This window comes from Candidatus Enterococcus murrayae (assembly GCF_017315985.1).
In the GTDB taxonomy this organism is placed as follows: domain Bacteria; phylum Bacillota; class Bacilli; order Lactobacillales; family Enterococcaceae; genus Enterococcus_A; species Enterococcus_A murrayae.
In genome coordinates this window covers 1-20632 of record NZ_JAFLVR010000001.1, presented here as the reverse complement: position 1 = coordinate 20632, position 20632 = coordinate 1, and the positions used below count along the sequence as shown (strand labels likewise).

Genomic DNA, 20632 nt, shown 5'->3' with positions numbered 1-20632 from the left:
ACAAATGGTAATTTCAGCAATTGGGCAAGGATTTTTATGGGGGATCTTAGGATTGGGAATATTCATGACTTATCGAATCTTAAATTTTCCTGATATGACAACTGAAGGGTCCTTTCCCTTGGGCGGGGCAGTCTGTGTGACGGCGATCACTAATGGGGTTTCTCCAGTCTTAGCAACACTTTTGGGAATCGTTGCGGGGATGTGTGCAGGCTTCGTTACCGGCATGCTGTATACAAAAGGAAAAATCCCAGTCATCTTAGCTGGAATTCTAGTTATGTCGGGATTGAACTCGGTGATGCTGTTCATTATGCAGACACCCAACCTTTCTTTATTAAAGCAGCCTAAAATCCAAGATTTCTTTACAAATTTAAACCTGCCAGACCATTTTGATATCGTTTTGTTAGGTTTGATCGCGATCATCATTATCGTAGCTCTACTACTGTTTTTCTTTTTCACTGATTTTGGCCAAGCCTATATTGCGACAGGCGACAATGAAAACATGGCACGTTCGATCGGCATCAATACCGATCGCATGAAGGTAATCGGATTGACCTTATCAAATGGTGTGATCGCATTATCTGGAGCTTTGATTGCACAAAATGACGGCTATGCAGATATTGCCAAGGGCGTGGGCGTAATCGTTATTGGGTTGGCTTCTATTATTATCGGCGAAGTATTGTATGGCGAAGTTACCTTCGTTGAGAGATTGGTCGCGATCGTTTTGGGCAGCATCATCTATCAGCTGCTGATTCTGATCATCATCAAGGCGGGCTTAGATACCACCTATTTGAAGATTTTCTCGTCAATCATTTTGGCATTGTGCTTGATGATCCCTCGCTTAAAGGAAGCATTGAACTTAAAGACTGGACTGGAAAAGGAGGAGTGATCGTATGAATGCATTAGAGGTTAAAAAAGCAAGTAAGACAATCAGCAACGGAGTGAATGATCAGCGTAAAATCCTGAGTAATGTCGATTTGACGATCGCCCCTGGCGAGTTCGTTACAGTCTTAGGCGGCAACGGCGCAGGAAAAAGTACACTTTTCAACAGCATCTCCGGGACGCTGCAATTAGATAGCGGGACTGTTTCAGTAATGGGCAAGGATTTGACCAAATTATCAGAAGAGCAACGGGCGACAGCTATCTCACGTGTGTTTCAGGACCCGAAAATGGGAACAGCTCCACGACTGACTGTCGCTGAAAACTTAGGTTTAGCAGAAAAAAGAGGCGAAAAACGGCGATTGCGTCAACGTCAGTTGAACCAAAAGAAAGAAATGTATCGTGAGCTTTGCAAACTAGTGGGGAATGGTTTGGAAAATCATCTCGATACCCCAACAGGATTTCTTTCCGGCGGACAGCGTCAGGCCTTGAGCTTGCTGATGGCGACAATTACAAAGCCGGATTTATTATTACTAGATGAACACACAGCTGCACTCGATCCTAAAACAGCAAAGCAGTTAATGCTTTTAACGGATCAACGGATCAAAGAAGAGAATCTAACCTGTTTGATGGTCACCCATAAGATGGAGGATGCTTTAAATTATGGCGATCGCGTGATCGTGATGGAAAAGGGAGCGATCATCAAAGATATTCATGGTGAAGAGAAAAAGCAGATGAGCCTTGCGGACTTATTCCTGCTTTTTGAAGAGAACGAGAGTGTAGCTGAAGTAATGTAAATAAAGTTTTTTTACAGAAAATTAGAATAATGGGTTGACTTATGAGAAAAACAACTCTATACTAAGTTCAATCTTAAATCAGTTTGGAGCGATTTTTATGAATAAGAATAAGAGTACGCACACACAACTGAATAATTATTACTTTAGCTATTTTAGATAGGTTTGTATTCATGATTCATGGATGCAAACGACACAAGTTTGTATCTATGATGGCTAAGGATTTTAAGTTCGACTTAATGCCACATAGATGAAAATCTATAGTGGCTTTTTCTTTGGTATCTTTTCATGGGAGACTAGGCTCACTGTAGATTTTCTACGGTGGGCCTTTTTGCTGGTTTCGCTGCAATTCAGCAAACATAGACGAAAAGGGAGTAAGTTCATTTTTCCGGCTTTGGGAAAATGAGTCCAACGATTCCGAAGCAGCTGGTTTCTATAGGACAAATAAAAAATGAAGAGGAGTGAGGAAAGATGGAAAATCAAATTTCAGGAAGAACGCGGTTGGCTGGGTTATATGCGTTGCCGGCAAGGCACAGCTTTTCACCCATGATGCACACAACAGCGTTCCAAGCGACGGGGGTTGATGCAGTCTATTTAAGCTTTGACGTTCAGCCAGAAAGACTTGGTGAAAGTGTTCAAGCGATTCGTGATCTTGAAATGTTAGGAATCAATTTATCGATGCCTCACAAAATGGAAGCAGTCAAATACGTTGATGAGCTTAGTCAAGCAGCTCGCCTGATCGGAGCAATCAATACCATCGTGAATCAGGATGGAAAATTGATTGGACATATCACCGACGGCATTGGCTGCATGGAAAGCTTAAAGCAAAATGGGATAACGATCATCGGTAAGAGAATGACGATTCTTGGAGCCGGTGGCGCAGCAACTGCAATTATTACGCAGGCCGCGATTGACGGAGTAGAGGCGATTGATGTATTTAACATCAAGGATGATTTCTATCAAAAAATCGAGCCAAAGCTTGCGATGATCGCTGAAGAGACCAACTGTCAAATTCAATTGCATGACTTAGCAGATGAAAAACAATTGACCGAATCTTTAGGAGCAAGCAGCCTATTAATCAACGCGACAAATATCGGGATGGCACCCAACACAGATCAGCTGCCATTGCCGAATGTGTCCTTATTAAGAAAAGACCTGCCAGTCTTTGATGTCATCTATCATCCAGGTGAAACCAAATTATTAAAAGCGGCCAAAGCAGCTGGCGCAAAAACAGTCAACGGCTTAGGCATGCTGCTTTATCAAGGAGCGGCGGCTTTCAAATTATGGACAGGCCAGGAAATGCCTGTTGAACAAATCCAACCGTTATTGGAAGAAGCAATCAAAAAATAAAAAGTGAAGGAAGTTATTACTATGATCTTAATTATAAAAAAAGGCATTCAAGAATCTGAATTATCACCTATTTTATCCCGTATTAAAGAAGAGGGATTGGGAGTCCAAATCAATCATGGCAAGGATCGCTTAGTCTTGGGCCTCTTAGGAGATCCGAAAATCATTCAAAATGTACCGTTTCAAGCCTACAGTGTTGTTGAACGAGCAGTAGCTATCTCAAACACCTACAAGCTAACGTCAAGAGAATTTCATCCGCAGGATACAGTCGTGGATATAGACGGCGTAAAAATCGGCGACGGCAGTTTTGTAACAATGGCTGGTCCTTGTTCAGTCGAAGGCGAAGAACAAATCATGGAAACCGCTCGTATGGCAAAAGCTGGCGGAGCGAAAATCTTACGTGGCGGAGCTTACAAACCACGGACTTCTCCATACGCATTCCAAGGCTTAGGTGAAGAAGGCTTGAGGATCATGCGCAAAGCAGCTGACGCTCATGGATTAAAAGTAATCACTGAAGTAATGGATGAAGCTCATATTGATGTCGTTTGTCAATACACAGATATTATTCAAATCGGTGCGCGGAACATGCAAAACTTCCGTCTGCTAGAAGCTGTCGGAAAGACAGGCAAACCGATTGGCTTGAAGCGCGGAATTTCCGGGACAATCCAAGAGTGGTTGAATGCTGCTGAATACATTGCGGTTCAAGGCAACTCAAAAATCATCTTCATTGAGCGAGGCATTCGAACTTACGAAACAGCTACACGAAATACCTTTGACTTAAGTGCTGTCCCACTGATCAAAAAATTGAGCCACTTCCCAATCATCGTTGATCCAAGTCACGGGACAGGCGTTTGGGATTTAGTCGCACCAATGGCTCGTGCCGGTGTCGCTAGCGGGGCAGACGGTATGATCGTTGAGATTCATCCTGATCCATTACACGCTTGGTCTGACGGCGAACAATCATTGAATGAGAAGAATTACCTGCAAATGATGAGTGAAGTCGAGATCATGGTAGAAGCGATGCAAAAGGTCAAGGAACTAACAAAAGAGCCTTCACTTATTTAAGGGCCGCTCTTTACTGTACTAGGAGGAACGCTTCATGGAAATTGTTTTACCAGACAAAAGCTACGAGATTATTGTAAAGCGCCACGCCATTGATTCTGTCGGTGAATGCATCGCTTCACTTTGGCAAAATAAGAAAATCGCGATCATCAGTGACGAACACGTCTTCCCACTTTACGGCGATAAGATTCAACAGCAGCTGACCGACTATGAGGTTTGTCATTATACCGTTCCTGCGGGCGAAAGCAGCAAATCATTAGAGATGGCCAATAGGCTATATGATTTTTTAGCGGAACAGCAGTTTACCCGCAGCGACGCAATTATCGCGTTAGGCGGAGGCGTTGTTGGAGACTTAGCCAGCTTCGTTGCTTCAACATATATGCGGGGCATCGCTTTTGTTCAAATTCCCACCTCGCTGCTTGCTCAAGTCGATTCAAGTATCGGCGGAAAAACAGCGGTGAACTCAAGTAAAGCGAAAAATATGATCGGTACCTTTGCCCAGCCAGATGGCGTATTGATTGATCCAGAAACATTGACTACTTTACCAGAACTTCGCGTTCGGGAAGGCATTGCCGAAATTATCAAATGCGGCGCAATCAGTGATGCTTCACTGTGGAAGGACCTTGAGAAACTAACAGGAATCCAAGATCTTTTAGCTCATAGTGAAGCCATCATTCTAAAAGCCTTGCAAGTAAAGAAAACCGTTGTAGAAGAAGATGAATTCGATAATGGTTCGCGATTATTGTTGAATTTCGGTCACACGATCGGTCATGCGATCGAAAACACGGCTGGATATGGAACCATTAGTCACGGCGAAGCAGTCGCGATCGGAATGGTGAAAATTTCCCAATCAGCTGAAGAAAAAAAGCTTTCTCCAGCAGGGATCACTGAGAAAATCAGTGCCATGAATCAAAAATATCAATTACCCACCAGGTACCAACCTTGGGAAGCCGAAAAATTTTATAACGCCATCACTCATGATAAAAAGGCGCGAGGAAACAGCCTGAATATTGTCCTGTTAAAAGAAATAGGTCAGGCCTACATTAAAAAAATCAAATTGACAGAAATAAAAGACTTTTTAATAGAAGGGAAGTAGTTTATGCGTTACTTAACAGCTGGAGAATCTCATGGACCAGAATTAACTACAATTATCGAAGGTGTTCCAGCAGGACTAGCACTTTCCGTTGAAGCAATCAATCAGGAATTAAGCAGGAGGCAAGGCGGCTACGGTCGCGGCGGTCGAATGAAGATCGAAAAGGACCAGGTACGGATCACTTCTGGCGTCCGTCATGGCAAGACATTAGGGTCTCCAATCACCATGATCGTCGAAAACCGCGATTGGAAAAATTGGCAGAAGGTCATGTCAGTCGAAGAGGTGGCTGAAAAGGATGAGAAATTACGTCGGGTTTCAAAACCGCGACCAGGGCACGCTGACCTAGTTGGCGGTATGAAATACCATCATAATGATCTTCGTAATGTGCTTGAGCGTTCATCTGCTCGTGAAACTACGATGCGGGTAGCAATCGGGGCTCTTGCTAAACAAATCTTAGCAGCAGTCGATATTGAAATCGCCAGTCACGTTGCCGTTTTAGGGGGAATCGATGCGAGTGTCCCAGAAAAGCTAAGTGTTGAGGATATCAAAGCAAAAACTGCTGTCTCTGAAGTCAATATGGTCGACGAAACAGTGGAAGAAGCCGTGAAAGAACTGATCGACCAAACTAAAAAGGCAGGAGATACCATTGGCGGTGTCGTAGAGGTACGAACAGACAACGTGCCTGCCGGATTAGGCAGCTATGTTCAATGGGATCGCAAGCTAGATGGTAAAATCGCTCAAATCATGATGAGTATCAATGCCTTCAAAGGAGTTGAATTCGGGATTGGTTTTGAAGCAGCACGACGACCGGGTTCAAAGGTAATGGATGAGATCGTTTGGCAGCAGGGCTACAGCCGGACAAGTAATCACCTTGGCGGCTTCGAAGGCGGAATGACCAATGGTGAACAGATTATCGTTCGCGGAGTAATGAAGCCGATCCCGACTTTGTACAAACCGCTGATGAGTGTCGATATCGATACAAAAGAGCCATACAAAGCAAGCGTTGAACGCTCAGACAGCACGGCAGTTCCTGCGGCCTCGGTTGTAGCGGAGCATGTCGTTGCTACAGTATTAGCAGAAGAGATTTTAGAGAAATTTTCATCAGATACAATTGATGAACTACAGCAAGCGGTTGCTGAATACCGTGAAGCCATTAAAAACTTTTAAGAGAGAGGGTACGTCTATGAGAAAAAAAGTGTTCGTCTTAGGACTCGGTCTAATCGGCGCTTCACTTTGCAGGGCAATCAAAAATCCAACAATCGAGCTGTTTGGCTGGGATTATTCGCAAGAAACCCGTGAAATCGCTGAGGAAGTTGGATTAGTTGATCAAATTGCTTCTATTAAAAGAGCACCTGAGATGGATATCATTATTCTAGCCGTACCCGTTTTATCGACACTGCATTATTTGCATGAACTGTCACGTCTGCCGTTAAAAGAATCTGTCATTGTTACGGACACCGGCAGTACAAAAAATGAGGTCATGAAATTAGCTAAAACGCTGCCCTTTACATTTATTGGCGGACATCCGATGGCAGGCTCTCACAAATCGGGAGTCAAAGCAGGAAACCCCAATCTTTTTGAAGAGGCCTACTACATTTTGACACCGCCTGAGGGAACGAATGTTGAGCCATTAATGGCATTATTAGAGCCGACTCGCGCGAAATTTGTTGTGATTGAACCTGAATCTCATGATGAGATCGTAGGGGTCTTGAGCCACTTGCCTCACATCGTGGCATCAGGTTTGGTAAGGATGAGTGATCAGCTAGCAGAAGCTCATCCTCGTGCAACACAACTCGCTGCTGGTGGTTTTCGCGATATCACACGAATTGCTTCATCAGATCCGCAAATGTGGACCGATATCTTGCTGACTAATCGTTCGATTTTACTAGATTTGATCAGCGGCTGGCAAAATGAAATGACTAAAATTCGCGAAAGCTTAATAAGAGAAGATCAGCCAGCAATCTATGACTTCTTTAGTCAGGCAAAGCATTCTCGTGACCAGCTACCAACAAAAGATCGTGGAGTAATTCCAGCATTTTATGATCTTTATATCGATATCCCGGATATCGCAGGGGCAATCGCCAAAGTCATGACGATTATAAGCGAGGCAGACATCTCAATTATTAACTTGAAAATTCAGGAAACGCGGGAAGATATTTTCGGTGTTTTAGAACTTTCATTTAAGAATCAAGCAGACCTGGAAAAAGGACAATTACTAATTGAAGAAGCGGATTTTCGTTGTCGCAGAAGGAGTTGAACAAATGAAACTATTAAATACTAAAACAGGGCTAAACGGTGAACTGACCGTACCAGCAGATAAATCCATTTCACATCGCAGTATCATGTTCGGTGCGATCAGTCATGGGAAGACGACCGTACACAACTTTTTAAGAGCAGAGGATTGTTTGAGCACTATTGCTCTTTTTAAAGCATTAGGTGTGACGATTAATGATGACGGCAAAGAAATAACCGTTGAAGGAAAAGGGATAGAGCATTTGCAAGCCCCCAAAGACCTGTTAGATGCCGGAAATTCTGGTACGACGATGCGTTTGGTGTTAGGTATTTTGGCAGGGCGGCCGTTCCACTCAGAAATCGCTGGTGATGCTTCATTAAATCGACGCCCGATGGAACGTGTTATGGGACCACTAAGAGCAATGGGGGGAGACCTGCAAGGCAAAGAAGGAAGTGAATTTCCTCCTATTAAAATTGACGGCAAACAATTATCAGCGATCACCTATGAAATGCCGATCGCCAGTGCTCAAGTCAAATCGGCGATTCTTTTTGCCGCACTACAGGCAGAAGGTTTAACTACTATTATTGAAAAAGAAAAATCACGCAATCATACGGAAGAAATGATCAAACAATTCGGTGGAAAGATTTCCGTCGAGGATAAAACTATTACTGTAGTCGGAGGACAGCAGCTGATTGGACAAGAAGTGACCGTTCCTGGAGATATTTCCTCTGCCGCCTTTTACCTTATAGCAGCTAGTTTGCTGCCAGAAAGCAATCTTTGCTTAAAGCATGTTGGTATGAATCCAACGCGTACTGGTATTTTGGATGTACTGCAAGAAATGGGCGCAAATATCCAAGAAGCGGCTCTTGATCAGCAAAATCAGGCCGCAGATCTTTTGATTAAGTCCGCAGCATTAAAAGCTGTTGAAATCGGCGGAGAAATCATTCCGCGCTTGATCGATGAGCTTCCCGTCATTGCTTTAGCGGCAACACAAGCGAACGGGACAACGATCATTCGCGATGCCCAAGAGTTAAAAGTTAAGGAAACCAATCGAATCGACGCAACAGCCCTAGAGTTGAATAAATTAGGCGCGGATATTGAAACGACTGATGATGGAATGATCATTCATGGTCCAACCCCGTTACACGGCGGAATTGTTGACAGCCATGGTGACCATCGAATCGGAATGATGCTACAGATAGCAGCTTTGCTGACAGAAGAAGCCGTCGAACTCAATAATCCTGAAGCCATCAATATTTCTTATCCGAACTTTTTCACTGACTTAAGCTCAATAATAAAGGAGAATGTCTAATGGAATCAATTGTCTTAATCGGCTTTATGGGAGCCGGAAAAACCACTATTAGTAAAGAACTTGCCGCTACACTGAATGCCCGTGTAGTAGATATGGATGATGTATTAGTTGAGCGGATCGGCCAGCCGATCAGTGATTATTTTGAAGAACATGGGGAAGCCTCTTTCCGTGAGCATGAGTCGAATCTGTTAAAAGAAGCATTGAATCAAGAATCCGTTATCGCAACCGGCGGGGGAGTCATCTTGCAAAAAGAAAATCAAAAGGTGTTATCAGATAAATTGGTGGTCTATCTAAAGGCCGATGCTAATGTACTCGTAAAACGAATTCGCGAGGACAAAGTAAACATTCGTCCATTAGCGATCAAAAATGATGATGGCGACTTAAAACGTCTATTCTTTTCAAGGGAGAAGCTCTATGAAAAATTGGCGAAAATCACTGTAGATACCTCAGAAAAATTGCCAAAAGACATCGTGGAAGAAATCATTCAACAAGTCGAGGTCGCTTCATAATGAAAGTTGGTTATTTGGGACCAAGAGGGTCATTCACATACAGTGCTGCGGCGAACTTTTTTAAAGAAGAGTCACTTTTGCCCTATGATTCCTTAACCGCATTGCTGGAAGAGCAGCGAAAGGGCACGTTGGACTATTGTGTTGTTCCTATCGAAAATACGATCGAAGGCTCTGTACTGCCGACGCTAGATTTGATTTTTCAAACATTGCCGACGATTCAGGCAGAAATTGTATTGCCGATCCAGCAGCAATTAATGGTCCATCCAGCTCATGCCCAATCGTGGAGAGAAACTGAATTGATCTGCAGCCATCAACAGGCACTGGCACAATCACAAGTCTTTCTGATGAATCATTTTCCGACAGTCGATATCGAGCAGATCGGTTCAACCGCTCAAGGCGCGCAAAAGGTTGCTGATAATCCTGATAAGCGGTATGCAGCGATCGGTTCGCGTGCTGCGGCTAAACAATTTGGGTTAACGATCGTACAGGAAAATATCCAGTCAATCACTGAGAATGAGACACGCTTCTGGGTCTTGGGTGCACAGCCGGTTGCGGGGAACATGCCACATGGAAAAAATAAGGCGACGATTTTATTCGATTTGGCGTCTGACCATCCCGGAGCGCTTTATCAGTGCTTAGCGATCTTTGCAGGAGAGAAGATCAACCTGACCAAGATCGAATCTCGCACACAAAAAACAAAATTAGGCGAATATTTCTTTATTATTGATTTGGAAACACCAGAAGAAGGGACGCTCAGCAGCGTACTCGATCAGTTAAAGGAACAGAACTTTACCGTCACATTGATCGGTGATTATCCAACATATCTTCCACAGGTTAGAAAATCTTAGTAGTTAAGGTTTTCTAATTTTTTTTGATAAAAATAAGACAAAGTCCGAATGATTTGCTATTTTAATAATAATAGTATTGAGATGAAGAGGTGCACTATGAGCCGAATGGACAAATATAAGAAGGTTCACGAGGAAAGTCAAAAGGAGGAGAAGAAACCTTTTGGCTTTCGACGTGAAATGAAGAAAGATGGAAGAACAGAGAATACTAGGTATGAAGAGCCTAGATATGAAGAACCGCAAGAAACTTATCGAGAGCCTGAAAAAGAGTATTATTACGAAGATCACTACCAAGAGCCGAAGAAAAAAAGAGGGTGGCGCAGAATTTTAGTCATGATCCTGATCGCTGTTTTAGGATATTCCGTGATTTCCTTCGGTATTGGGAATTTTGTCGCAAAGCAGGATTCGTCTATGCCTAAGATCGAGACACAAGAATTTAATGGGGCGACTTCAGAAAATGGAAAAAGGAATATTTTGCTTTTAGGCAGCGACACACGTGACAATATCAGCGGCCGCTCTGATTCTATGATGGTTCTGCAAGTCGATGGATGGGGAAAGCCTAAGCTTGTTTCCTTTATGCGAGATATGTATGTCGATATCCCTGGAGTAGGACAGAATAAATTGAATGCTGCGTACGCTTACGGCGGGGCTGATCTTGTGCGCCAGACACTGAAGGAAAATTTCGGGATCGACTGCCGCTATTATGCGATGGTTGATTTTCAGACCTTTGAAAAGGGGGTAGACGCGCTGTTCCCTCGAGGTGTCAAGATGGATGCTGAAAAGGATATGAGTGCTTATATCGATGAACCAATCACAAAAGGAACACAGCGAATGAATGGTCACACCTTGTTGAACTATGCTCGCTTCCGGATGGATGAAGAAGGAGACTTCGGTCGGGTACGCCGCCAGCAGCAGGTCATGCAGTCGGTTTTTGGTCAATTGATCAATCCGCTAGTATTACTGCGGGGACCTTATGCTGCCGGAAAAATATGGGGATATCTATCAACAGATATGCCGAATAGTTATGTGCTGACTCATCTCTTCAATTTTGGGAAAGCAGTCGGAGGCCTCAACCGATTGACATTACCGGTCGATGGCTCATGGTCCTATATCGACACTGCCAATGCCGGGAGTGCGTTAGCCGTTGACACAAATCAAAATGCACAAGCTGCCCAAGAGTTTTTAGGGAAGTAACCGGATTTTGATTCCCATCATTCTATGAGTGTGCTATATTATAATTATTGTAAATTTTGATTGAAACGAGGAAACGACTATGAAACTAGCGATCGTGACAGATAGTACTGCTTATCTGAATGAACGCGTGCGCAATCATAAAGATTTGTTCATCATTCCGATCCCCGTCATTATTGACGGAAATCCTTTCGAAGAAGGGGTAGACATCGGTTACGAAGAATTTTATCAAAAATTGAAGAACAGTAAGGATTTCCCAAAAACCTCTCAACCCGTTTTAGGTGAAGTCTACGAACTTTATCGTTCGATTAAAGAACAAGGCTATGACACAGTTATCAGCATCCACTTATCAGAAGGGATCTCGGGTTTTGTTCGTACACTGACAGCAATCAAAGATGACATCGATGGGCTGCACATCATTCCTTATGATTCCAAGATTACCAGTGTTCCTATGGGGTATATGGTGGAAAGAGCCTTGGAATTGAGCGATGAAGGGAAATCGTTAGAAGAAGTGCTGCAGGCGATCGACCAGATTCGTGATACTACCAATGCCTATATTATTGTTGACGATTTGGATAACTTGGTTCGAGGCGGACGTTTGACCAATAGCGCTGCGATCATCGGCGGTTTGTTGAAAATCAAGCCAATCCTAACCTTTGAAGAAGGGAAAATCGTTTTAGCAGAAAAAATTCGTTCATTGAAAAAAGCATTGCAGCGGACGGAAGAAATTATCGAAGAACGTCGTCAGGAAAATAGCGATGAATTGCGAATTTACGTCATCCATGGAAATAACCCTGAGCTAGCACAGCAGGAATATGATAAGCTCCGTCAAAAATATCCAGATGCAACGATTGATATCGGCACATTCGGCCCAGTCATCGGTACTCATTTAGGAGACAAAGCAATTGCTCTTGGCGTCGCGAAATAAGCATTGACTCACTAACTTGTTTAGTGAGTTTTTTTGCGGATTCAAAAAGTCATTCCTTTCCTATCAGCTGATAGGAGTTAGTTGCAAAATCCATTCGAATTGCGTATTCTAACTTCATTAGTAGTTTAGTAATTTAGTAAATTACTAAACCTATTTTGTAGACCATTACCCTTATGTGATAAGGCTTGACTAAAATAAAATGAAGCAACTAGGAGGATTTCTAATGAAGATACCAACAAATTTAAAGCATAAACCCGTTTTTTTAGTGGAAAATTACGATAAAATCGATGGCCATCATGCTTGGGATAGCGACGCTAAAGGTCTGACATTAGGTTTAGCCCAATGGAATGACCGTGGTCGAGTAGATATTTCTGGAAAGGTTTGGCGTCATACTGGAGAAAAATGGTCACGTCAATCAGAGGAACTACCGATCACTCGAATTTTGGATTTGGCGATCTTAGTGGCACAATCAAGTATTTATTTGCAAGATGCCTATCGCTATGAAAAGTTTTATGATCCTGAAAATCCTAAAGTAGAGATTCTCGGTCTGCAAGGCGGACGCATGGAAGTTAAAGTAGATACTGAAAATCCTAAAATCGACGAAGACATCATCTTGTTCAACGATACGATGAATAAAGATGGAGACTTGATTGCTCAACGCTACCGCACACTGAAACGTCTTTTAGATGAATTAGGCTATTAGAAATTAATTACGAGGTGAATAGGATGGAAAAATCTTTTGTCGTGACTGAAGGGCGAAAGTTTACCAAAGTAGAGGAACAAATGATTTGGCGTAAACCAGCCAGCCATAAGACCAGTAGAGAAGAACTAAGAATTGCCTCAGAGATCAAGAGTAACTGGCTTGATCCTGAGATGAAAATCATGAACGTTTTGCTAGAAGGAGATGCTGGTTCAGGTAAAACGCAGCTGGCTCGTGCTCTTTCTGACGATCTGCAGCTGCCATATACAAAGGTGACTTGTTTTGCCGACATGGATAAGACAGATGTTTTTGGCGCCTTATTGCCTGTTGTCAGTTCGGATGATGAAGATGATCAAGAATTACTGGAAGCAATTTATCAAACGGATTCTCTTCAAGAGGTGCTGGCAATCATCCAGCGTCATTTTCAAATTGATGCGGATCAGGCAAAGAAACGTTTGAGTAACTTAATTGAGCGAATTGATCAAGATGAAATGACGACAAGCGTCGAATATAAATTCTACCCTTCAGAAATCGTTCGCGCCATGCAGAAGGGCTATCTGCTGGAAATCCAAGAGCCTACAGTGATTCGAGATGCGTCTGTTTTGGTCGCTTTGAATTCAGCGCTAGAACCAAACGGCTTATTGAATATCCCAACGGGAATCATTCGTAGACATCCTGATTGTGTCGTTATAATTACAACGAACCGAAATTATCAAGGAAATCGTCCGCTAAACGAATCATTGCGAGACCGCGTACAGCATGCAGAGAAAATGGATCTGCCATCGATTGAAGTCATGATCGATCGTGCCATTGCCAAAACCAATTTTACGGACCATGATTATTTAAAAATCATGGCAGAAATCATTCGACTGTTGGATGAAACAGCCAAGGCAAATGCTATCAAGGGTGTTGCTGGAATGCGTTCCTATTTCTTCTGGGTCAACAGCTTGAAGCAGGGACAAGATCCTCTAGAAAGTATTTTTCCCAAGGTTTTATACAAATTGACTACGGACGAAACAGAATTGAAAATCCTGCAAGAGGCTTTGGAACAAAGTAAATTGCTAACAGAGCTTCAGCAGGTAAAGAACCAGCAAAAAATGAAGCAGGGCAGAAGAATCAGTCAGGCAGAAGCCGAGCAGCGGAATATTTTAGAGGAAGCAGAAGAAGCAACGCTGAAAGGCGAAGCCGAAACTGGCGAACTCTCAACAGAAAAGGAAGAAGCAGAACAAACAATTGCTGAAAAGGAAAAACAACCAGAAAAAGCGTCGATTGCCGATGATGCAGAAAGAGGGGACGCGGAAGCAGAAAGCTCCTCAGCTTCAATCGACGAAGAAGATAAAATCGGTTCAGCGATGTCATTAGATGAAATGGCAGAGCTAGACAAAATAAAACGAAAAGAACGAAACCGTGAGATACGAGAAAGTTTAAAGAAAACGATCCATGCGAAAGAAGGAACGATTCTCCATCGACCAGCTGTCAACGAGACTGCCATCAAAAACGGGCACGAGCTGACTAAAAGCGTCTTACCAGAGGTAGAAAGTTTAAGTCGCGTCATCAATGACCTGTTGAATAAAGAGGTTAGTAATGATTATGCAAGCGGGAAATACTATGGCGCGAGATTTAATCCAAGCCATGTGGCCTACGGTGATTTAAGAAATTTCGATAAGAAAAATCCACCAAGTGAACAGCCTTCATTAGCATTGGCAGTGAGGGTCGATGAATCTGGTTCGATGCTGCGAGACGATCGTATTCAAAATGCTAAATTGGCTGCAATCGCATTAAGTCTCTTTGCTGAGAAGACTGAAATTCCGCTGATGCTGTATGGTGATTCGGCAGATCTTAGCCAACGAGAAAAAACGTCAATCTATTCGTATAAAGAATTTGACGATAACTTTGATTATATCGCAGCAAAGATTTCGACAATGAAGCCGCGACAAAACAATCGCGATGGTGTTCCGTTGAGATTACTAGCTGAAAAATTGAGTCAGCAGGCCGCCGATACGAAAGTCCTACTATCTATCAGTGACGGTCAGCCGAAAGCACTCCCAGATTATACTGGAGAAAAAGCCAAACAAGATATTCAATCCGTTCTCGCTGATTATGAACGTAAGGGGATCCTGTTCATTGCTTGCGCCATCGGTGAAGATAAGGAGCAATTGCGGGAACTATATGGTGAAAATAACTTTGTCGATATTTCTGATATTTCAACACTGCCGCAGCAGCTTCTACAATTAATTGCACGGTTTATCTAAAAGAAAAATTTCTGCGTAAAAAGACCGGTCCCCAAGAGCTAGACCAAAAAATCTAACTTCTGGAGACCGGTTCAAAATTTGCGGAGTTTTTTTGTTTAATACGTTGCCCGAGGACCGCCGATATATTTTGGACGGCTTCGTAGAGCAGTTACATGTGCACCGCCTAATTCCTTAATTGATGGACGAACAGGCACTTGTACATATTTTACATGCATCCCAATCGATGTATCACCAATATCGATTCCAGCTTGAGCGACAATGTGTTCAACCTCAACCGGATCACTGAATTGTTCAAAAGCAGCGACCGAGCAGGAACCGCCAGCATGCAATGCTGGTTTAACCGAGACAATTTCCCAGTCTTTTTTTTCGGCAAGTGTTCGCTCGACAACGACAGCGCGATTGATGTGTTCGCAGCCTTGCACAGCTAAATAGATTTGTTTGGGATCAAGAATGGATTTCAATGTTTCAATGACCCATTGACCAACCTCTTCACTAGAATTTTTTCCGATCGTGCCGCCAACGATTTCACTCGTAGTACACCCTAGTACAAAAGTATCTCCCGCCTTGAGCTCAGCTGCCTCTAGGACATCGTTAGTGATTGTTGTTAGTTGTTGCTGTAATTTTTCTTTCTCCATTTTTACAAACTTCCTTCTATTAACTATTTATATTGAGGGTGGCGCAGAACCTTTTGCAATGCATGAAAAAGTGGAACTGTCACCGCGATACCAAATATATTTTGAATACAATTGCCGGGCAGCGAAGCCAATCCAGCAGGCCAGCCAAATAATAAGGCTGTTGCCAAGGCGTAGCCGATGATCATGAATAAGCTTGCAAACAGAAAGCCTAAGCCAAGACCTTTTTTATTGGGGAACTTATGATAGAGATAACCTAAGATAAAGCCTTGAATACCATGAATGATAATCGAAAAGACTGCCCATTCGGGATAACCGGAAATCATGTCAATCAAGCCGCCGCTTAAGGCACCGACCAAGAACCCGCCGCTCGGTCCAAAAAGCAGAGCAGAGGCATAAATTCCTACTTCACAAAGCGTCACAAAACCTTTTGTCGCAGGAATCGGGATGATAAATAAAATGGACAGCGTAACGGTTAACGCCACCATCATCGCCAATTTGGTCAACTCCTTTGTTTTCATGTCATCACCTCCGTCTGAACGCTATCACCGAACCAAACATTTCCTTCACCATTTTTCAACGTGATTCCATTCTTGATTCCTTGATAAACATAATCTTTACTTTTACTGATCGCTGGAATCAGCTCTTTACCCAAAACCAAATTCGAAGTGATCGCAGAAGCAAAGCTGCAACCAGCACCGTTAATTGCCGCTTGAGTTAATTTAGGCTTTGAGAAGAATTCTGATTGTTCGCCATCATAGAACAAATCCGAAGCCAACTCGCCAGAAAGACGTTCACCGCCTTTTATTACGACAGAACGTGCACCAAGCGCCAGGATTTTTCGAGCAGCCAGCGCCATCTCATCCAAATTAGTGATTGATTGCTGGGCAAGAATCTCAGCTTCTTTTAAGTTCGGCGTAATAATTGTCGCAAAAGGGAACAGTTCAATTAGTTTCTCACGATAGGTATCACTATAGACACGATCTGTTTCCTTAAAGGCCATTACCGGATCTAAAACGATTGGTCCAACAAATCCACGCAAAAAAGATTTCACGATTTCCAAAGATTCTAGCTGATGTATCAGTCCAATCTTTATTCCATCTACATTCAGATGATCCTTGATCGTAGTCAGCTGCTCCTGCAAAAGACTAGGCGACAGATCATTTATCTCAAACTGATGATTATTGACGACGGCTACGCAAGTAATCGCCGTTAAACCAAATAACTGATGATTCTCAAAAACTTTTATATCTGATTGCAGTCCGCCTCCAGCTAAAGTATCTGAACCTGCAATTGTCAGCACTGTTTTTGTCATAGATAAACTCCTCATATCCTATATCAATTTTTCATAGACATTTAAACTGGTCACATTAATGATTCCTATTATAAAGTGCTGAAATAAAAAATAAACAGCCAATTGGTTGTTTTACAGCTCGTCCAATTCCAGGTGAAAATATTTGTTCCAAAAGGAAAATTGCGTTAGCATAGGGATTGAGAAAGGGGATCATGTGTATGAAACTATTTATTGCTGGTGCAACAGGGCGAGTAGGCGAAGAATTGATCAAGAATTTAGTAGAAAATGGGCACTATGTTTACGCAGGTGCTCGTCACGATGAAACCATCGAAGCAAAAGAGGCAGTGAAACCCGTTCATTTGGATTTGCACGGCTCTGTCGCTGAAATTGCTGACACGTTAGCAGATGCCGAAGCCGTTTATTTTGTCGCTGGTTCACGCGGAAAAGATCTGCTGCAAACAGACCTGTATGGAGCAGTGAAATTGATGCAGGCTGCCGAACAAAAAGGAATCAAACGTTACATCCATTTAAGTTCATTATTTGCTCTTCAACCAGAAAAGTGGAGCAGCACCTTAACTGATTACAATATCTCAAAATTCTTTTCAGATCGCTGGTTGATTGATAAGACGAATTTGGATTATACGATTTTGCAGCCTGGCAGCTTGATGGAAACTCCGGGAAGTGGAAAAATAACCACTGATATTACTGGGAAATCAGAAAACTCGATAGAAAACGTTGCAGCTGTTTTAGCGGAAATGCTTGAACAGGATAACACCATTAAGAAAGTCGTTTTAATGGGAGACGGAGAAATACCAATCGAAGAAGCAATAAAAAATATATAAAAAAAGGGTCCACTCAGTGCAAAAGCTTATCTGAGTGGATTTCTCTTTTATGAATTCAGACAAGCCGAAAAATATTAAATAATTTCTTAGTCTTTCGACTAACTTAATGATAAAATAGAGATTGCTGAAAAGAGAATTCCGTAATCAAGGAGAGACCTTATGAATCTTCATAATATTCATGATCCTAGAATCGAAGAGGGGGTTCAAATGATCCGAAAAAGGAAAATCGCAAAATACTATATGAAAGTCCAGGGCTTTGCTAAGAAAGAGGCCCATGAAACGGCAAAGAATACACAGCCAGAGTTTGCGGAAGCACGCCGCCTTTATCTCGCTTTGTTTTATGAGGCGAAGCCGGTATTTGCTGATCGCAGCGAGAAAGAAAAAGCGTTGAGAGTTTATCAAGTATTCAGCTTTTTGGCTTTGATTTGTTTTGTTGCCTGGCTATTTAGTAATGGGTATCTAAACGGCTCCAGCGTAACCGACAATTTTCTTTTGATAGCTTTGGTGATTAATTTTGCCGTTACCAGCTATTTCGATGAAAAGGTCACTGAACGAATCCATGAGCGAAAGACTAGAGAGCTCTTACGTCATAAACCTGAAGCGCTAAACAAATTAGTACAAGTAGAGGAAATCAAGCGGAATATTTTTCGTGCAGAGCATCGCGGCATCAAATTAGTGGAAGAACAAAAAGAAGAGGCCGAAAAGCAACCGGATGCTCAAGAAAAGATCATTACGTTAGAAAAAATAAAAGCGCTGCGTAATAAAATCAAAAAATAGCCAACTACGTTAAGTTAAAAACGTGATTGGCTATTTTTGTCTAATAATCTGATTTGCTTTTTACGAAAGGGTTTGCAATAATTCGAATTAGAAAGAGTAGGAGGTCAGTGTGAATGCTCAAAGCAATTATTTTTGATATGGACGGCGTGATTGTCGATACTGAATTTCAAGATTTTAGAATTCAACAGGAATTTATTAAAAAAGAAAATCCGACAATCGACCAGAAGAAGACGAATTTCAATGAATTGATTGGTCAATCTTATGACATGCTTTATGAAACATTAAGAAAATTTATTGGCAGCAATGATTCATTAAACGAAATCAAGGAGCGCTTTGAAAGATTTAATGAAGCCGCTTATGAATCAATAAACTACCTGCAACTGTTTAGAACAGACATTCTTTCCATTTTAAAATGGGCAAAGAAAAATGAGATTTTATTGGCAGTCGCATCCTCATCCACACATGGCCACATCCTTGAAGTCCTGACAGCTTGTGGTATCAAAGAATACTTTGACGTGATCTATAGTGGAGAGTTTGTTAAAGAAAGCAAACCAAATCCCGAAATTTATTTAAATACGTTACAGCAATTGACTATCGAACCTGAGCAAGCAATCGCTATTGAAGACTCTTACTATGGAATTACTGCGGCGAAAACCGCGGGTATTACAACGATTGCCTATAAAGAAACGAGAGCTGCGATCGATCAAACCTCCGCAGATTACTTAGCTGCAGATATGATTGAGATTTATAAAATCATCCAATCACTAAAATAGGAGAGAAGGGGTGTAGTAAATAAATTAGCTCGACATCTAGTTTAGCCGTTAAAAATCATAATTTAATTTTCGAATATCAGAAATAGGTAAAACACTCTGCAATTCTCTGTTGAGTGTTTTCGTCATTTCAAGAATTAAATTACCCGCTATAATAAACCATAGCGTATCTTTATGTTGATAAAATGTAATCAAGTGATTACTATATAGAATGTAACTGATTGATTACATTTAGGAAAGAGTTGCATACATGATAAAAAATCGAATTAAAGTATTAAGAGCGGAACGTGATTGGACTCAAGCCGATCTAGCGGATTATGTCGGTATTTCTAGGCAAGCAGTAATTTCTATAGAAAAATATAAATATACACCTTCATTAGATTTAGCCTTTTCTATTGCCAAAGCTTTTGATGTTGATATTAATGAAGTATTCAAACAGGAGGATGATATGAATGAGTAAGCTACTTATTCTCTTAGGATTATTGATTCTATTTCTTTTTATCCTTTTAAAGGATTCATACAGTAAGAAAAGAGAAGTTGAGTACAAGAATGATGAACGGTGGCAACAAATTAAGTTGAAATCCAGTGTCATTGTATTGAAATTTTATGACATGATCATTGTTTTAAATTGTCTTGCCTTCTTTTTTACTGATTTGTTTAATAATCATTTTGCTTCAATCACTCTCGTAAAAGCTTTTCTTTACGCATTCTACATCATGTTGGTTCGCTATCCCGTTGAATATTTTGCTTTAAGATATTACGATCAAAGGTTATGATGACATATCTAAATGAAGATTAGTTAAAAACTAAGAATAATTGTAAAGATAGAAGAGCCTGCGAGTTACTAATAAATCCTTTGTTGCATTTAAAGTAACCATCTCAGTAAGAATAAAATACAACCATTAAGACGAATGGATCGAATTACAAGGACAATTATCGTTAAGGAACTTGTAGCTAACTAGAAACCTTGATGCCAACAATCAAATGTTTAGGTAGGATATATTTATGTGAAAATAATCACATTTGATCATGGAAATAATTTTTTTATTTCATTAGAAATGAAACTCACAATGGATTACTAAGAAAATAATTTTCAAAGGCATTTATCAAAACTAAAATCGAATAATCTGATACAAAGCATGTATTTATGATCATTAAAGCTTCTTAGATGAAAT

Annotated in this window: 22 protein-coding genes; 19 read left to right on the top strand and 3 right to left on the bottom strand. The window is 41.6% G+C overall.

Annotation, left to right across the window (positions count from 1 at the left end; all coding sequences use genetic code 11):
• Nucleotides 1-4 precede the first annotated feature (4 nt).
• The 14 genes from JZO85_RS00110 to JZO85_RS00045 all read left to right on the top strand — a co-directional run bounded on the left by JZO85_RS00110 (nt 5) and on the right by JZO85_RS00045 (nt 15142).
• On the top strand, nt 5-886 hold the full coding sequence (locus tag JZO85_RS00110; protein WP_207106469.1) for an ABC transporter permease: 882 nt from the start codon (nt 5-7) through the stop codon (nt 884-886).
• Nucleotides 887-890: 4 nt separating this feature from the next.
• A complete protein-coding gene (locus JZO85_RS00105; RefSeq protein WP_207106468.1) occupies nt 891-1673 on the top strand; it encodes an ABC transporter ATP-binding protein in 783 nt (260 codons plus the stop codon).
• Nucleotides 1674-2141: 468 nt separating this feature from the next.
• Nucleotides 2142-3020, top strand: coding sequence for a shikimate dehydrogenase (aroE, locus tag JZO85_RS00100; RefSeq protein WP_207106467.1), 879 nt, complete (start codon nt 2142-2144; stop codon nt 3018-3020).
• Nucleotides 3021-3041: 21 nt separating this feature from the next.
• On the top strand, nt 3042-4082 hold the full coding sequence (aroF, locus tag JZO85_RS00095; protein ID WP_207106466.1) for a 3-deoxy-7-phosphoheptulonate synthase: 1041 nt from the start codon (nt 3042-3044) through the stop codon (nt 4080-4082).
• A gap of 34 nt (nt 4083-4116) precedes the next feature.
• Nucleotides 4117-5175: a 3-dehydroquinate synthase gene (gene aroB, locus JZO85_RS00090; protein WP_207106465.1), complete on the top strand. Its 1059-nt coding sequence runs from the start codon at nt 4117-4119 to the stop codon at nt 5173-5175.
• Nucleotides 5176-5178: 3 nt separating this feature from the next.
• Nucleotides 5179-6339, top strand: coding sequence for a chorismate synthase (gene aroC, locus JZO85_RS00085; protein ID WP_207106464.1), 1161 nt, complete (start codon nt 5179-5181; stop codon nt 6337-6339).
• A 16-nt stretch (nt 6340-6355) separates the two neighbouring features.
• Nucleotides 6356-7429 carry a prephenate dehydrogenase gene (locus JZO85_RS00080; protein WP_207106463.1) on the top strand — a complete coding sequence of 358 codons (1074 nt, stop codon included), beginning with the start codon at nt 6356-6358 and terminating at the stop codon, nt 7427-7429.
• A gap of 4 nt (nt 7430-7433) precedes the next feature.
• Nucleotides 7434-8717 (top strand): 3-phosphoshikimate 1-carboxyvinyltransferase, encoded by a 1284-nt coding sequence (aroA, locus tag JZO85_RS00075; RefSeq protein ID WP_207106462.1) that lies wholly within the window; start codon nt 7434-7436, stop codon nt 8715-8717.
• On the top strand, nt 8717-9226 hold the full coding sequence (locus tag JZO85_RS00070) for a shikimate kinase (RefSeq protein WP_207106461.1): 510 nt from the start codon (nt 8717-8719) through the stop codon (nt 9224-9226). Before aroA ends, JZO85_RS00070 begins: the two co-directional genes overlap by 1 nt.
• Nucleotides 9226-10074: a prephenate dehydratase gene (gene pheA, locus JZO85_RS00065; protein WP_207106460.1), complete on the top strand. Its 849-nt coding sequence runs from the start codon at nt 9226-9228 to the stop codon at nt 10072-10074. The genes JZO85_RS00070 and pheA overlap by 1 nt, the downstream gene beginning before the upstream one ends.
• A 96-nt stretch (nt 10075-10170) precedes the next feature.
• Nucleotides 10171-11265: an LCP family protein gene (locus JZO85_RS00060; RefSeq protein ID WP_207106459.1), complete on the top strand. Its 1095-nt coding sequence runs from the start codon at nt 10171-10173 to the stop codon at nt 11263-11265.
• A 79-nt stretch (nt 11266-11344) separates the two neighbouring features.
• Nucleotides 11345-12190, top strand: coding sequence for a DegV family protein (locus JZO85_RS00055; protein WP_207106458.1), 846 nt, complete (start codon nt 11345-11347; stop codon nt 12188-12190).
• Nucleotides 12191-12413: 223 nt separating this feature from the next.
• On the top strand, nt 12414-12893 hold the full coding sequence (locus JZO85_RS00050) for a DUF6530 family protein (protein WP_207106457.1): 480 nt from the start codon (nt 12414-12416) through the stop codon (nt 12891-12893).
• Between the two features lie 23 nt (nt 12894-12916).
• Complete coding sequence (locus JZO85_RS00045) at nt 12917-15142, top strand: AAA family ATPase (protein WP_207106456.1); 2226 nt, start codon at nt 12917-12919, stop codon at nt 15140-15142.
• A gap of 95 nt (nt 15143-15237) precedes the next feature.
• Here the strand turns inward: JZO85_RS00045 and JZO85_RS00040 are convergent, their stop codons facing one another.
• The 3 genes from JZO85_RS00040 to JZO85_RS00030 are packed head-to-tail and all read right to left on the bottom strand — an operon-like array spanning nt 15238 to nt 17089.
• Entirely contained in the window at nt 15238-15777 is a 540-nt protein-coding gene (locus tag JZO85_RS00040) for a TIGR01440 family protein (protein ID WP_207106455.1), read from the bottom strand.
• Nucleotides 15778-15800: 23 nt separating this feature from the next.
• The gene (locus tag JZO85_RS00035; protein ID WP_207106454.1) at nt 15801-16295 is read right to left on the bottom strand and encodes an ECF transporter S component; all 495 of its coding nucleotides are present in this window, start codon (nt 16293-16295) and stop codon (nt 15801-15803) included.
• The gene (locus JZO85_RS00030) at nt 16292-17089 is read right to left on the bottom strand and encodes a bifunctional hydroxymethylpyrimidine kinase/phosphomethylpyrimidine kinase (protein WP_207106453.1); all 798 of its coding nucleotides are present in this window, start codon (nt 17087-17089) and stop codon (nt 16292-16294) included. Before JZO85_RS00030 ends, JZO85_RS00035 begins: the two co-directional genes overlap by 4 nt.
• Nucleotides 17090-17286: 197 nt before the next feature.
• Here JZO85_RS00030 and JZO85_RS00025 point away from each other — a divergent pair, with 197 nt between their 5' ends.
• The 5 genes from JZO85_RS00025 to JZO85_RS00005 all read left to right on the top strand — a co-directional run bounded on the left by JZO85_RS00025 (nt 17287) and on the right by JZO85_RS00005 (nt 20233).
• Nucleotides 17287-17910, top strand: coding sequence for an NAD(P)H-binding protein (locus tag JZO85_RS00025; protein WP_207106452.1), 624 nt, complete (start codon nt 17287-17289; stop codon nt 17908-17910).
• A gap of 159 nt (nt 17911-18069) precedes the next feature.
• Nucleotides 18070-18687 carry a hypothetical protein gene (locus JZO85_RS00020; RefSeq protein WP_207106451.1) on the top strand — a complete coding sequence of 206 codons (618 nt, stop codon included), beginning with the start codon at nt 18070-18072 and terminating at the stop codon, nt 18685-18687.
• Nucleotides 18688-18800: 113 nt separating this feature from the next.
• A complete protein-coding gene (locus JZO85_RS00015; RefSeq protein ID WP_207106450.1) occupies nt 18801-19460 on the top strand; it encodes an HAD family hydrolase in 660 nt (219 codons plus the stop codon).
• Nucleotides 19461-19707: 247 nt separating this feature from the next.
• Entirely contained in the window at nt 19708-19917 is a 210-nt protein-coding gene (locus JZO85_RS00010) for a helix-turn-helix transcriptional regulator (RefSeq protein WP_207106449.1), read from the top strand.
• Nucleotides 19910-20233, top strand: a complete 324-nt coding sequence (locus JZO85_RS00005; RefSeq protein WP_207106448.1) for a hypothetical protein — start codon at nt 19910-19912, stop codon at nt 20231-20233. Before JZO85_RS00010 ends, JZO85_RS00005 begins: the two co-directional genes overlap by 8 nt.
• Nucleotides 20234-20632: the final 399 nt, after the last annotated feature.